Annotated in this window: 13 protein-coding genes; 5 read left to right on the top strand and 8 right to left on the bottom strand. The window is 65.7% G+C overall.

Annotation, left to right across the window (positions count from 1 at the left end):
• Nucleotides 1-195 precede the first annotated feature (195 nt).
• The gene (locus ACLP25_RS06935) at nucleotides 196-774 is read left to right on the top strand and encodes a flavodoxin domain-containing protein (RefSeq protein ID WP_442468484.1); all 579 of its coding nucleotides are present in this window, start codon (nucleotides 196-198) and stop codon (nucleotides 772-774) included.
• Between the two features lie 195 nt (nucleotides 775-969).
• Here ACLP25_RS06935 and ACLP25_RS06930 read toward each other — a convergent pair whose 3' ends face one another.
• Both ACLP25_RS06930 and ACLP25_RS06925 read right to left on the bottom strand, forming a co-directional pair.
• Nucleotides 970-2,079 carry a glycosyltransferase family 4 protein gene (locus ACLP25_RS06930; RefSeq protein ID WP_442468483.1) on the bottom strand — a complete coding sequence of 370 codons (1,110 nt, stop codon included), beginning with the start codon at nucleotides 2,077-2,079 and terminating at the stop codon, nucleotides 970-972.
• A complete protein-coding gene (locus ACLP25_RS06925) occupies nucleotides 2,076-2,885 on the bottom strand; it encodes a glycosyltransferase family 2 protein (protein ID WP_442468482.1) in 810 nt (269 codons plus the stop codon). The genes ACLP25_RS06930 and ACLP25_RS06925 overlap by 4 nt, the downstream gene beginning before the upstream one ends.
• A 136-nt stretch (nucleotides 2,886-3,021) precedes the next feature.
• On the opposite strand from ACLP25_RS06925, the gene ACLP25_RS06920 reads away from it, so the two are divergent.
• The 3 genes from ACLP25_RS06920 (at nucleotide 3,022) to ACLP25_RS06910 (ending at nucleotide 5,689) form a co-directional block, all read left to right on the top strand.
• The gene (locus ACLP25_RS06920) at nucleotides 3,022-3,780 is read left to right on the top strand and encodes a glycosyltransferase family 25 protein (RefSeq protein WP_442468481.1); all 759 of its coding nucleotides are present in this window, start codon (nucleotides 3,022-3,024) and stop codon (nucleotides 3,778-3,780) included.
• 63 nt (nucleotides 3,781-3,843) lie between these two features.
• A complete protein-coding gene (locus tag ACLP25_RS06915; protein ID WP_442468480.1) occupies nucleotides 3,844-4,383 on the top strand; it encodes a DUF1269 domain-containing protein in 540 nt (179 codons plus the stop codon).
• 886 nt (nucleotides 4,384-5,269) lie between these two features.
• Nucleotides 5,270-5,689 carry a hypothetical protein gene (locus ACLP25_RS06910; RefSeq protein WP_442468479.1) on the top strand — a complete coding sequence of 140 codons (420 nt, stop codon included), beginning with the start codon at nucleotides 5,270-5,272 and terminating at the stop codon, nucleotides 5,687-5,689.
• A 4-nt stretch (nucleotides 5,690-5,693) separates the two neighbouring features.
• Here the strand turns inward: ACLP25_RS06910 and ACLP25_RS06905 are convergent, their stop codons facing one another.
• Both ACLP25_RS06905 and ACLP25_RS06900 read right to left on the bottom strand, forming a co-directional pair.
• Complete coding sequence (locus tag ACLP25_RS06905) at nucleotides 5,694-6,797, bottom strand: M14 family metallopeptidase (RefSeq protein WP_442468478.1); 1,104 nt, start codon at nucleotides 6,795-6,797, stop codon at nucleotides 5,694-5,696.
• A gap of 119 nt (nucleotides 6,798-6,916) precedes the next feature.
• Nucleotides 6,917-7,480 carry a DUF488 domain-containing protein gene (locus ACLP25_RS06900; RefSeq protein ID WP_442468477.1) on the bottom strand — a complete coding sequence of 188 codons (564 nt, stop codon included), beginning with the start codon at nucleotides 7,478-7,480 and terminating at the stop codon, nucleotides 6,917-6,919.
• A gap of 560 nt (nucleotides 7,481-8,040) precedes the next feature.
• Here ACLP25_RS06900 and ACLP25_RS06895 point away from each other — a divergent pair.
• Entirely contained in the window at nucleotides 8,041-8,370 is a 330-nt protein-coding gene (locus tag ACLP25_RS06895; RefSeq protein WP_442468476.1) for a hypothetical protein, read from the top strand.
• A gap of 221 nt (nucleotides 8,371-8,591) precedes the next feature.
• Here the strand turns inward: ACLP25_RS06895 and ACLP25_RS06890 are convergent, their stop codons facing one another.
• The 4 genes from ACLP25_RS06890 to ACLP25_RS06875 all read right to left on the bottom strand — a co-directional run bounded on the left by ACLP25_RS06890 (nucleotide 8,592) and on the right by ACLP25_RS06875 (nucleotide 11,787).
• Nucleotides 8,592-8,909 carry a HigA family addiction module antitoxin gene (locus ACLP25_RS06890; RefSeq protein ID WP_442468475.1) on the bottom strand — a complete coding sequence of 106 codons (318 nt, stop codon included), beginning with the start codon at nucleotides 8,907-8,909 and terminating at the stop codon, nucleotides 8,592-8,594.
• Between the two features lie 28 nt (nucleotides 8,910-8,937).
• Nucleotides 8,938-9,174, bottom strand: coding sequence for a DUF4926 domain-containing protein (locus ACLP25_RS06885; RefSeq protein WP_442468474.1), 237 nt, complete (start codon nucleotides 9,172-9,174; stop codon nucleotides 8,938-8,940).
• A 208-nt stretch (nucleotides 9,175-9,382) separates the two neighbouring features.
• Nucleotides 9,383-11,476, bottom strand: a complete 2,094-nt coding sequence (ureC, locus tag ACLP25_RS06880) for an urease subunit alpha (RefSeq protein WP_442468473.1) — start codon at nucleotides 11,474-11,476, stop codon at nucleotides 9,383-9,385.
• Nucleotides 11,473-11,787 (bottom strand): AbrB/MazE/SpoVT family DNA-binding domain-containing protein, encoded by a 315-nt coding sequence (locus tag ACLP25_RS06875; RefSeq protein ID WP_442468472.1) that lies wholly within the window; start codon nucleotides 11,785-11,787, stop codon nucleotides 11,473-11,475. The genes ureC and ACLP25_RS06875 overlap by 4 nt, the downstream gene beginning before the upstream one ends.
• Nucleotides 11,788-11,964 lie beyond the last annotated feature (177 nt).

The following is an 11,964-nucleotide window of genomic DNA, read 5'->3' as shown; positions in this document are numbered from 1 at the left end:
CCGCCCGATGGCGGCTCCCGAGGACGGCGCATGCGACGATCCAGCGCGGGTGCGAACTTGAGCGAGTTCGGGAGTTGCGCTCCGAATATCTGAACCTCTTAACTTATAGATCCCCATCGCTTGACGTTCGAGCGTTGACTTCCGGAGAGGCGCCGTGACATCGGAGGGTGAGGATCGGAGGCGCGAACGAAAACCATCGCGATTTTTTACGCCACACGCGACGGTCAGTCCGAGCGAATTGCGCAGCGGATCGCCGCGCGCCTTAGCGACGGCGGCGCGACGCCTGCAATCCACGCGCTTGCGCGAGGAACGCAGCCGACGATCGACAATCAGAGCGACGCCATCGTCGCCGTTCTCGCCGTGCGCTACGGACGCGTGCTGCCGGAGGGCGCGGACTTTCTCGAGGGGTTCGCGAGCCGAGAGCGCGTCCCGCCGCTGGCGCTCGCGGTCGTCAATCTTGTCGCGCGCAACCCCTCGCGCCGCACGCCCGAGACCAATCCGTATCTGCGCATGACCCTTGCCCGATATGGGCTGAAACCAGCCCTTGCGACCGCATTCGGCGGTCGGCTGAATTATCCGCAGTATGGATTTCTCGACAAGCAGATGATCCGCCTGATCATGGCGGTCACCGGCGGCGTCGCCGACGGTCGCTCGGATATCGACTATACGGACTGGGCGCAGGTCGACGAATTCGCCGCCGCAATCTTTGCGCTCGCCGAGCGCCGGAACCCTGCGGCGCAACATCATTGTGGATTGTTCGAGAGCCCGGCCTGAGCCGATTGGTTCGCCGCGGGCGCGACACGCAAACGCGAATGTCCCGTCTGGTCGACGGCGCGTCCGCCACTCGCCGGAGCGGGGACCTCTCAATATCGCGACGCCGTCGCCCCGCCCGGCGGAGATCCACGGAAATCCAAATGTCTCGCGCGGTGCGCCGGGGCGCCCTTCGAGACGCGCCGCCCGGCCTGCTCCTCAGGTCAAAGCGGCTGGAGATTTTTGGCCGCTCTCCGCGGCCTCCTCGCAGAGGCCGCGATAGACCGCGACGATCTCGTCCGCCTCCCGGTCGCGGCTGAAATCCCGCTCGACCCGGGCGCGCGCCTTGGCGCCGATGGCCTGAATCCGTTCCGGCTCGCGCATCATCGGCTCGATCGCCGCCGTCAGCGCGTCGACGTCGTCGATCGGCGTGAGAAAGCCGGTTTCGCCGTCCTCGATCACCATCTCCGCAGCGCCCGCCCGGGTGGCGATCACCGCGTCACCCGCCGCCATGGCTTCCAGCATCGTGAGGCCGAACCCTTCGACGCGCGAGGCGAACACGTAGATCGAGATTCGCTGATACCACAGCGGCACCTCCTCGATCGGCAGTTCGCCCAAGAAGCGGATGCGCTCGGAAAGGCCGGTCGCCGCGATGCGGCTCTTCAGCCTCTCCACGAAGGCCAGATTGTCGACCGAGACGTGGCCGACGATCACGGCGGTGAAGTCGGGGTATTGCGGCAAGAGACGGCACATCGCCTCGACGAACAGGTCGCTGCCCTTCTGCTTCCGCACCCGGCCGAAGGTCCCGATCCCGTATTGTCCCGGCAGCCCGGTCGCCGCGTACGCGGCGGCCCGGTCGGCAGGCGGCTTGGAGGCGTCGAGGTCGATCCCGTGATGGACCACGGTCGCCGGGCGCCCGACAAACGAGGCCGACACGGCGCTCGTCGCGATGACCGCGTCCATGCGGGCGATGAGGAAACTGGTGTAAAACGTCTTCCGTCGCTGCCCGGCCGAGTTGAAGATGAGCTTCAGGTTCCAGCCGAAAAGCTTGAGAAGAAGCCCAAGCTGCATTTCGGTATTGCGACGCGCATGCCAGATGCGCGCCGGACGTCCTTTCGGCGGCGGCCTGAAGCGCAACCGGAAAAGGTCGATCAGGCTCAGACCGGCGATCCCGTCCGGCCGGTCGGGGCCGAACCACACGGCGTTGCAGCGCTTGGCGATCAGCGGCGCGATCGTGCGGTTGACCGCGGTGCCGCCGGAGTAGCGCTTCTTGAGATTCGGAATGATGACCTCGATCGCGTCGAGGTCGATGCGCCCGGCCTCGGTCATGGGCGCTTCCGGGCGTAATAGAACTGGCGGTGCATCGATTCGGTCATGAAAGAATAGGTCGCCCCCGTCATGGCGTGGATGAACCCCGCCCAGCCGCACAAGAAAAACCGATTCCAGAAGAAGATGCGCAAAAAGTAGATTGGCGGGTTGAGCAGCAGCTTCAGCCGCGACGGCTTGCGTCCGCGCTCGATCCGCTGCTCCGCCTTCAGCTTCGCGTAAACGATCTCCTTCCGCATCTGCTCGTCGACCGGCAGGCCGCGCTCGTGGCGCAACAGGCCCTTTTGCGCGATCTCCGTCCGGCCTTCGACGATCAGGCCCTCGTGGACGATGAGCGTCTCGTCGAAACGTGCGCGTCCTCGCCGGACGAGGCGCAGAATATGCTCGGGCCGCGTCCATAAGTTCACCGGCTTCAGGCTTCCGTACAGCGTCAGGGTCCGGCGCAGCGCCCAGCCGTCGAGGGACTCGTCCGCCGCCACGAGCCGCGGCAGATCGGCGGCGAGCGCGCCGTCGAGCCACTCGTCGGCGTCGATGCTGAGCACCCAGGGCTCGCGCGCCTGGTCGAGGGCGAACTGCTTCTGCCGCGCATAGCCGAGCCAGTCCTGGCGGTTAAGGCGGATCGGCAGGCCGTTGCGGGCGAACTCCTCGACGATGGCGAGCGTGTTGTCGGTCGAGCCCGAATCGACGACGACGATCTCGGATAAGCCCGCAAGGCTTGCGAGGCATTTGCCGATGCAGGCTTCCTCGTTCTTGCAGATGACAGTCGCGGAAATCGGCAGGGGGGCGGGCTTGGACGGGTTCGCGATCATGCTTTACGGGCTGGCGCCCGACGATCGCCCCGGGACGGGATGACGGCGGGCGGGATGACTCCTGACGGGCCGACGCGGTAGAAGGCCGCTCGCCCCGTTCGCCGGGCGCATTATCAGGTCTTTCAAGGATCGGCCAGTGTCGAGCGCCAAGGCATTCGTCATTCACCTGGAGCGCGCGGCTGGCCGGCGGCCGAGCGTGGAGGCGTTGCAGGCGGCGCTTCCGATGCCGAGCGAGATTCTGTCAGCGGTCGACGGGCGGCTGCTGCCGCCGGATGTGGTCGACGCCGCCTATGTCCGCGGCCGCTATGCGCCGCGGTATCCCTTCGCCCTCGGGCTGCCGGAGATCGGCGTATTCTTGAGCCATCGCGTCGCCTGGCGGCGGATCGTCGACGACGGCTTGGATTACGCGATCGTCTTCGAGGACGACGCGGCCGTCGACCCGGAGCGGTTCCGTGCGGTTCTCGACTTTCTCGCTCTCGAGCGCGGCCGCTGGGCCTACGCGCTCATGCCGGCCGCCGGCCTCGAGCCGTCTGGCGAAGTCCTGGCGCGGGGCGGCCCGATCACGCTCATCCGCCCGCATGCGCCGCCGCTGCGCGCGATCGGGCAGGCCGTCTCGCGCGCGGCGGCCGAACGGCTGCTTGCGGTCACGGCGCCGTTCGACCGGCCGGTCGACACGTTCTTGCAGATGAACTGGATCACCGGGGTGACTCTGCTCGCTGTCACGCCCACCCCGATCCGCGACGTCTCGCGCGAGACCGGGGGGACGACCGTGCAGCGTAAGCGGATGGGGCTTCTCCAGCGCCTCCATCACGAGGCGATGCGGCCGGTCTACCGGGCGCGGGTGCTGGCGCGCTATCGGCGCCAACTCGCCGCGGCGGCCGACCTAAATTTGTGATACGCCGAACGGTAAGAAGCGCCGGACGGACGCGATTTCAACCCGAGGAACGGAAGGGCCAACATGAGCGATCTGGTTTTCATCGCCTTCGACACCGAGAAACAGGCCGAGGAGGTGCGCGACAAGGTGCTCGGCATGCAGAAAGAGTACCTGATCGAAATCGAGGACGCCGTGATCGCCACGCGCGACGATCAGGGCCGGGTGAAGCTCAACCAGCTCATGCATCCGGCGGCGAGCGGAGCGATCTCGGGCGCGTTCTGGGGCATGCTGATCGGCTGGCTGTTCCTGATGCCGGTCGCGGGCGCCGCGGTCGGGGCGGCGGGCGGCGCGCTCGGCGGCTCGCTGGTCGACGTCGGCATCAACGACGACGACATGCGCAAGCAGGCGAACGAGGCGCTGAAGCCGGGAACCGCCGGCCTCTTCCTGCTCATCCGCAAGATGACCACCGACAAGGTGCTCGACGACCTCAAGGGCGTCGGCGGCACGGTGATCCGGACCTCCTTCGACCACGCCAAGGAAGAGGCGCTGAAGGCCGCGCTCGCCGCGCAGGTCCCGCTCCCGCCTGCGGCACCGGCCGCTCCGGTCGAAGCGCCCACAGGCTAACGAGGCCGGACCGGCCCAGCCGAAGGGTCCGGTCCGCGCCGGTTCTATGCGTCGCTGATGAGAATCGCGCCCAGGGCCGGAACCGGCCCACGGAGCGGCGCCATTGTCAGTTCCGAATCGAGCCTTATCAGAGGGTTCCGGCGCCTTTTCCAGTCGTGCGCCACGGCCACGCGCAGCGCCCGCCGCAACATCGATGACGCGCCGCCAAGGACTTCGCGGGGCGCGAAGCGCAGGCGACGAAATTCTATTTTTTAATATAACATATTTATTTATTTCTGGCAACAGAAAGCTCTGCGGTCCGGACCGACAGCCTGGTAGCCTGGGCGCGCGCGACCCCTCACGTCCGGCCCCGCCGCAGCGCCCCGGGGCCGATTTTTCGCACGGACTGATCTGGATCAATGCGCTTTTGGCGCCCCTCGTTAACCTTTGGAAAATCTGGCGGAGCGGCCCCGGCGATTCGGCGGCCGCAGAGGAGGGAGGTTGGAAGGCCGGAGGGCTGAAAAGAGGCCAAGGATGCGTGGAGAGGTCAGCTTGCGGATGGCGCGGGCCCCGCCCCGGATGCAGGCGTCACACAAGCGGCGGGCGAGCGTGCGGCCGCTCGTTGAACCGCCTCTTGCGCTGACGACTTTGTGGATAAGAATTCATCGGCGCGAGTGGATGACCGAAGAGGCCGCGCGCGACCACCGTCGGCGCTCGCTGCTGCAGGACAACCCGGCGTCCGGCTGAGACGGACGAGGACGGTGGCCTGGAGGCGCAGAGCAGAATGACCTTTGCGCCAAAAAGGGTTTCTATGCCCTCGCGGATCAGGATGCGCTAGTGTTCCCGAGGGCGGACGCGCGGTTTCCGCCCGCCCAGCGCCTCGTTCGGCACTTGGAGCGTCAGCTCGATGTCGGTCGCTTTCAGCGAACTCATTGAGGCGTTCGAGTTCATCAGCTCGGACCCAGTGTTTGGAAACTCGGCCCGGGTGAACCGGAAGACGGGGACGGTCCACTGGCATACCGACTGGGACTCCGAACTCTTCGAGGAGCCCGAGGATATCGACGACGACGAGAAATATATCGACCTGCCCACGCCGCGCGACCTCGATCTCGGCAGGCCGCTCGCGATGCGCTTTGCCGCCGAACGGCTGGACGACCACTATGACGAGATCGCCGCCATCTTCTCCCGCAAGGGCGCCTGGCGCCGCTTCAAGGACTTTCTCTTCCGCGTCGGCGCCCTCGACAGGTGGTACGCATACGAGAGCGAGGCGAAGGAAAAGGCGCTGCGCGCGTGGTGTGAGGAGAATGGGATCGACGTCGAGGGGTAACGCTTCAGCCCGTCAGCCCCCGATAAGCCTTGAGAGAAAAATCGGCGGCGCGGGCGAAAACCTGTTCCTTCCAGTCGTCAGCGTCGACCGCCAGCGCGTCGCGGACTCTCGCCTTGATGTCGCGGGCGAGCCGAGACTCCATGCTCAGCCCCGAGCCGAGGCCCCGCGCATAGAGCCAGTTGTCGCCGCGGATCGCCTCCAGCACTTCGCTGAGTTCGACCGTGCCGTATTCGAGGCCGATCGCGGTGATTTCCGCGTCAGGCAGGCGCTCCCCAACGCAGCCGATCAGCGGACCCGCGACGGGCGGCGACTTCGACGTGCCGTCCAGGATCGAGGTGACCTCGTCGCCCCACCAGGCTCGCGCGCGCTTAAACCCAAGCGCGTCGGGCGGAACGAGTGAGAGCGGCTCGCCATAGCCCCTCGGCCCGAGGCCGGTATGGATGTCGACGACCGCGACCCGTTTCGCCGCGCGCCCATGGCTCTCGATGATGGCGCGGAACGTCGCGTTCGACCATGTCGGCCGGCGCCCGCCGAAGAAGAAGCCGTCTGGAAACGCATACTGGCCGCCCGCCACCACGGCCTGATAGGCCTTTATGCCGCCGTTGGCGTCGCGCCACGCTGCGAGCGCTTCCTCCGCCGGGGCGCGGGCGGGGCCGTCCCAGTCGGCGGGAACCAGAGCATCGTGAATTTCGGCGTAGCGCGCGTTCTCGGGCAGCGGCCTTGAGAAATCCTGGAAATTGCGGTTGAGGTCGACATTGTCCTCGGTCACGCGCCGGATATGGGAAAAACCGTAGGGGTTGACGGCGTGGATCAGCAGCACCGCAACCGTTTGGGGCCGCGCCGCGACCACGCCCTCTCCGATCATGCCGGTCTGGCAGGCGGAGCCGCAAAACCCCTCGTTGCCGTGCGTGCCGGAGATAACAACGAACAGGTTCTCCGCATCCCTGTCCCCGAACCGGGCGACGTCGACCGCGAGTTCCTCGCCCTCCGCTCCGCGGGCGCTCGGATGGACATGAGATTCGAGCACGGCCCCGCCGGCCCGGGCCGCGTCGAGGAATTTCCGCCGCGCCTCGGCATAGGTTTTGGAGAAATATTCTGGGATCGCCATGGGACGCCTCCAAGTTTCGAGCGAACGATAGGCGGGCTTTGGCGCGGCGGAAAGCGCCGCACGCGTGCGCGGGCATGACAGCCGGGACCGAGGGCTTTAGCTCGGCTCGCCGGCCAGATTTACGGTCCGGCGTCGAGCGAGGCGACGGTTTCCCTGGGATAGGTCAGCGTTCCATTTGGCCGAGGCCTGGCTGCGGGCGTCATGCGCGCCGGCTCGATCTGGCCTTCGCCGAGAATGTGAAAGACCTCCTCGCCCGCCGCGATCAGATAGTCCGCAATGATGCGGCGATGGCATCGCCACCAGACCGCCTCCGCGCACATGACGCCTGACCGCGCTACGTGTCCAACCTTGCGCAGCTTTTCGAGGCCTGAGCGGAATTCCTCCCCCATCGCGTAATCGGCGTAATTGTGGAAGCTGGCATTGTCCCAAAAGGCGTTGGTCTCGGGCGATACGTCGCGCTGCAGGCCCCGCAGCCCGCCGAGCGACGCCAGATGCTCATAGCCAATCTGAAATTCAGCGAGCGAGGCGGGAAGGACGTCGCGGTTGAACTGCGGATTCGTGCGCGACCGCGGCACGGTTCTCACGTCGACGACAATTTTGACCTCCGCTTCCCGCAAAAGCGCGACAAACGCTTCGGTGGAGCGCGTGGAATGGCCGATGGTGAAGAACGGGTTCGGCGCCATGAACCCAAATTTGACGCTTCAACTCGCTTGGGCAAGGGGGCGCCCTTATACGGGGGCCGGAGGCCCGTGTTGAGTGCGCCAAACAGGGGTTGAGCAAATTGTCGCCGTAAGACTTGTCATTCCCGCGAACGCGGGAATCCAGTTTGGCCGCGCTGCATGGCCGCCGCTCTGGATGCCCGCGTCCGCGGGCATGACAGCCGGGGCAGAGGGACACCTGGGCGCGTGCCTGAGCCGCGCAGAGGGGGCAAGGCGCGCGGAACACGCCCCGCGAAGCGGGCTCGGCCTTGATGCCGAGCACGGGTCCGGCAACGCAGCTCGATCGCTAGGGTGGAGGGCGGCCAATCTTTGATCCTGCTCGAAATATCAGAGGTTTGTGTAGGCTTCACCGCGCTTTACACCGTACACTCGTAATTTACGTAATTCTGGATTCTTCTTGACACTTCTGTATCACTATCGTTGAATTGCCTGGCGACGCGGTGGCTCCGTCGCGGGGCGCGCGAACGATGTCGCCCGTTGCATCGCGGGATTTTCCGCAGCGTCCCAAAACTGGGAGAGACGTCATGAGAGCGAAACTTTTCGCGGCCCAGTTAGGCGGCGTGATTATGTTGGCGATTGGCTCGCCGGCGGCGATCGCCGACACGTTTACTTGTCCGCAGCCTCAACAGATCAATTGCGTGCCCGCAGTCAAAAGCATTGACGGCTGGCGCTCGAACGGTGGCCAGATGACCGGCAATTCGTTCGGTCCGAACGACCAGTGCGCGAATGTCATCAAATTGTCCGCGAATAAACAGCGGCTTCTGTGTTGCTACGTGAAATGCGGCGTTTTCACCCGTGACGTGAAAGCCACGAGCTGCATGAAAGCCAGCGAGTCGGAATTCAACTGCCAGTGACTTCCACTGCGAGAATTAGCGATTATCCCCTGTGGATGACCGCGACGAGCCCGGCTGTGACCGCATGGCTTGTAGGGCCTGAGCCGCGCGGAGGGGTCAAAGCTAAGCTCGCCGTCCGCCTTCGCCGCGTAGGTCTCGGCGTCGATCTCGATCTTCGGCGTCGGGCAGTTGTGGATCAAGCCCATCCTCCGGGTCGCTGAGGGTTTCCCCCGTGCTTTCCGTCACGCGGCCCGCGGGGCGATGAGTGCGAGGGAGGGACCGAGTTCGCGGCGGCGCTCCATAAGGTCGTGATCGGCCTGCGAGCCGAGAATGGAGCCGCGGGTCATGCCGAAATCGCGCGACAAGCGCAGATCCGTGTCGGCGGTGACCGCCCGCCTGCCGAGCACGATCTCGTTGATCCTCTGGGGCGGCACGCTCAACGCGCGAGCAAGCGCCGTCTGGCTCAGATCGAGCGGCCGCAAGAACTCCTCGAGGAGGATTTCGCCGGGCGTCGGATTGGGAAGCCAGTCGGGCTCAGTGATAATCGTCGATTTCGACATCGGCTGGGCCTCCGTCGGGCAACGTCGATCACGCGGCCCGCGGAATTGTCCGCAGCACGAGCAGCGCGTCGTGCGGGCAGGGAACGATAGCGAAGGCTTGACCCGCGTCGTCGCTGAACTCGACGAGCGCGGTCGCCTCGTCGAACCTTTCCATAATCGTGCCGACTTGCCCTCGCACGAGTCCCTGTTCGGGCAGATCGCGCAATAAGGCGACGGCGCTGAGCGCCTTGGCCTCGTCGTCACAGTCTTGCGTTTCGTGGGGCATCACCGCTGTCCTGCCAGGGAAAGGCGCGTCCATCCTTATCCGTTATGGCCGGGCTTGTCCCGGCCATCCACGCCTTGTCGGCAGGACGCTGTCCGATCCTGTTCCCGCATGATGCGTCAGCGTTAGCCGCGGCGGGACCGCGTGGATGGCCGGGACAAGCCCGGCCATGACGACCCAATGCAATTGTCGCAGCAGCCAACCTTCGCCCTCAAAACAAAAAATACCTCTGCGCCATCGGCAGCCTGTCGGCCGGCTCGCACACCAATAACTCGCCGTCGGCGGTCACCGCATAGGTCTCCGCGTCAATCTCGATCTTCGGCGTCGCGCCGTTGTGGATCATGCTCTTTTTGCGCAGCTTGCCGCGGGTGTTCTCCACCGCAACCAGGGTCTTCTCCACCTTGAGCTTGCGCGCGATGCCGTCCGAAAGGGCCGCGTCGGAGACGAAGGTGAGCGACGTGGCGGTCCGCGCCCGGCCGTAGGCGCCGAACATCGGGCGGTAGTGGACGGGCTGAGGGGTCGGGATCGAGGCGTTGGGGTCGCCCATCGGCGCCGCGGCGATCATGCCGCCCTTGATCACGCAGTCGGGCTTCACCCCGAAGAAGGCAGGGGTCCAGAGCACGAGGTCGGCGAGCTTGCCCTTCTCGATCGAGCCGATGTGCTTTGCGACGCCATGCGCGATGGCGGGATTGATGGTGTATTTCGCCACGTAGCGTTTGGCGCGAAAATTGTCGTTGCGCGCGGAGTCGCCGGGCAGGGGCCCGCGCTGGCGCTTCATCTTGTCGGCCGTCTGCCAGGTGCGGATGATGACCTCGCCGATGCGGCCCATCGCCTGCGAATCGCTCGACATCATCGAGAGCGCGCCGAGATCGTGCAGAATGTCCTCGGCGGCGATCGTCTCCTTGCGGATGCGGCTCTCAGCGAAGGCGAGGTCCTCGGGAATGCTCGAATCGAGGTGATGGCAGACCATCAGCATGTCGAGGTGCTCGTCGAGCGTGTTCTTGGTGAAGGGCCGCGTCGGGTTGGTGGACGAGGGCAGCACGTTGTCGAGCCCCGCTACCTTCATGATGTCGGGCGCGTGGCCGCCGCCGGCGCCCTCGGTGTGGAAGGCGTGGATGGTCCGGCCCTTGAAGGCCTTGATCGTGTCCTCGACGAAGCCGGATTCGTTCAGCGTGTCGGAGTGGAGCATCACCTGCACGTCGTAGTCGTCGGCGACCGAGAGGCAGCAGTCGATCGCGGCCGGGGTCGTGCCCCAGTCCTCGTGCAGCTTGAGCGCGCAGGCGCCCGCCTTGACCTGCTCGACGAGGCCCGCGGGCTTCGAGGCGTTGCCCTTGCCGGCAAAGCCGAGGTTCATCGGGAACGCGTCGGCGGCCTCGATCATCCGGGCGATGTGCCACGAGCCGGGCGTGCAGGTGGTGGCGAGCGTGCCGGTCGCCGGACCCGTGCCGCCGCCGAGCATCGAGGTGACGCCGGACGTCAGCGCCTCCTCGATCTGCTGCGGACAGATGTAATGGATGTGGGTGTCGAAGCCCCCCGCGGTGAGAATCTTGCCCTCGCCCGCGATGACTTCCGTGCCCGGACCGACGATGATGGTCACGCCCGGCTGGATGTCCGGGTTGCCGGCCTTGCCGATCGCATGGATGAGCCCGTCCTTGACGCCGACGTCCGCCTTCACGATCCCCCAGTGGTCGAGAATGACGGCGTTGGTGATGACCGTGTCGACCGCGCCGCGGGCGCGCGTTGTCTGCGCCTGCCCCATGCCGTCGCGGATGACCTTGCCGCCGCCGAACTTCACCTCTTCGCCGTAAGCGGTGAAATCCTTCTCGATTTCGATGAGGAGATCGGTGTCGGCGAGGCGGACGCGGTCGCCGGTCGTCGGGCCGAACATGTCGGCGTAGGCGGCGCGGGGGAGGGAGGTCGTCATGGGGAACTCACGGCACCGGGGAGAAGGAAGGCGAATCGAGCGCTGCGCGATCGAACGTCGCAGTGGACGCGCAGCGAGAAAATAGTCGGAGAAATCCGCCTTGTCGGCGCGAAAAGCAGTCAAGGCGCCTTGGGCGGCGCTGCGGTAGGGGATTTCGAGGTCGTCCATGGAAAGAACGCCCTCGACCAGACGCGCGACTTCCGGTCGCTTCTTCTTGTAGCTTCGCGCGAGGGTCCAAGCGAATTCGGCAAGGACGACCGGATTGACGACGCAAGGCTCGTCCGCCGTCGCGGCGTCGACAAAGCTTCGGGCGCGTTCGCACTGCGCCGGATCATCCTCCAGGAACAGGCGCAGAAGGACGTTCGTGTCGAGTCCGATCATTCGCCGTCCCTTTGACGGCTTCGTCGATCGCGCTCCTCCATCGCGAGCGTAATCGCTTCGTCGATCGCTTTGTCGATATCGATGCCCGCCTCCCCGGCGCGAAAGGCATTGGCCCGGGCGAAGTCGACGATCCGTCGCCGTTTCCTGGCCTCGAGCCGGATCGATCCATCCGCCCCCTGAATGAAACGAAGCCTATCGCCCGCCCTAACGCCGAGCGCCTGGCGCAACGCGTTCGGGACGGTGATCTGTCCCTTGCTTGTTACGGTCGCCTCGCCGAAATCCTGTTCGGCCTTCCGTTGAGCCGTGGTCATGAAGCCTCCATCCGATTCCTTACCAAAGATTAGGTAAGGAATGGCGGCTTGTATAGCGGTGTCACGCGAGGATCCGAAAATCCTTCGGGTCGATGACGCGGAAATTGTCGGTGATAGTCGACGAGAACTCGTCGAACCGGCGAGGCACGGTCTCGCGCAGGAAGCCGAGCACGGCTT

Origin of the sequence: Roseiarcus sp. (assembly GCF_052145395.1) — a bacterium.
Lineage (GTDB): Bacteria > Pseudomonadota > Alphaproteobacteria > Rhizobiales > Beijerinckiaceae > Roseiarcus.
This window is presented reverse-complemented; position numbering and strand designations above follow the sequence as displayed.

What these genes read in the sequence shown, in the direction of transcription:
- ACLP25_RS06930 (WP_442468483.1), bottom strand. Translation starts at nt 2,079, where the DNA reads ATGACCGAGGCCGGGCGCATCGACCTCGACGCGATCGAGGTCATCATT.
- ACLP25_RS06925 (WP_442468482.1), bottom strand. Translation starts at nt 2,885, where the DNA reads ATGATCGCGAACCCGTCCAAGCCCGCCCCCCTGCCGATTTCCGCGACT.
- ACLP25_RS06915 (WP_442468480.1), top strand. Translation starts at nt 3,844, where the DNA reads ATGAGCGATCTGGTTTTCATCGCCTTCGACACCGAGAAACAGGCCGAG.
- ACLP25_RS06910 (WP_442468479.1), top strand. Translation starts at nt 5,270, where the DNA reads ATGTCGGTCGCTTTCAGCGAACTCATTGAGGCGTTCGAGTTCATCAGC.
- ACLP25_RS06905 (WP_442468478.1), bottom strand. Translation starts at nt 6,797, where the DNA reads ATGGCGATCCCAGAATATTTCTCCAAAACCTATGCCGAGGCGCGGCGG.
- ACLP25_RS06900 (WP_442468477.1), bottom strand. Translation starts at nt 7,480, where the DNA reads ATGGCGCCGAACCCGTTCTTCACCATCGGCCATTCCACGCGCTCCACC.
- ACLP25_RS06895 (WP_442468476.1), top strand. Translation starts at nt 8,041, where the DNA reads ATGAGAGCGAAACTTTTCGCGGCCCAGTTAGGCGGCGTGATTATGTTG.
- ACLP25_RS06890 (WP_442468475.1), bottom strand. Translation starts at nt 8,909, where the DNA reads ATGTCGAAATCGACGATTATCACTGAGCCCGACTGGCTTCCCAATCCG.
- ACLP25_RS06885 (WP_442468474.1), bottom strand. Translation starts at nt 9,174, where the DNA reads ATGCCCCACGAAACGCAAGACTGTGACGACGAGGCCAAGGCGCTCAGC.
- ureC (WP_442468473.1), bottom strand. Translation starts at nt 11,476, where the DNA reads ATGATCGGACTCGACACGAACGTCCTTCTGCGCCTGTTCCTGGAGGAT.
- ACLP25_RS06875 (WP_442468472.1), bottom strand. Translation starts at nt 11,787, where the DNA reads ATGACCACGGCTCAACGGAAGGCCGAACAGGATTTCGGCGAGGCGACC.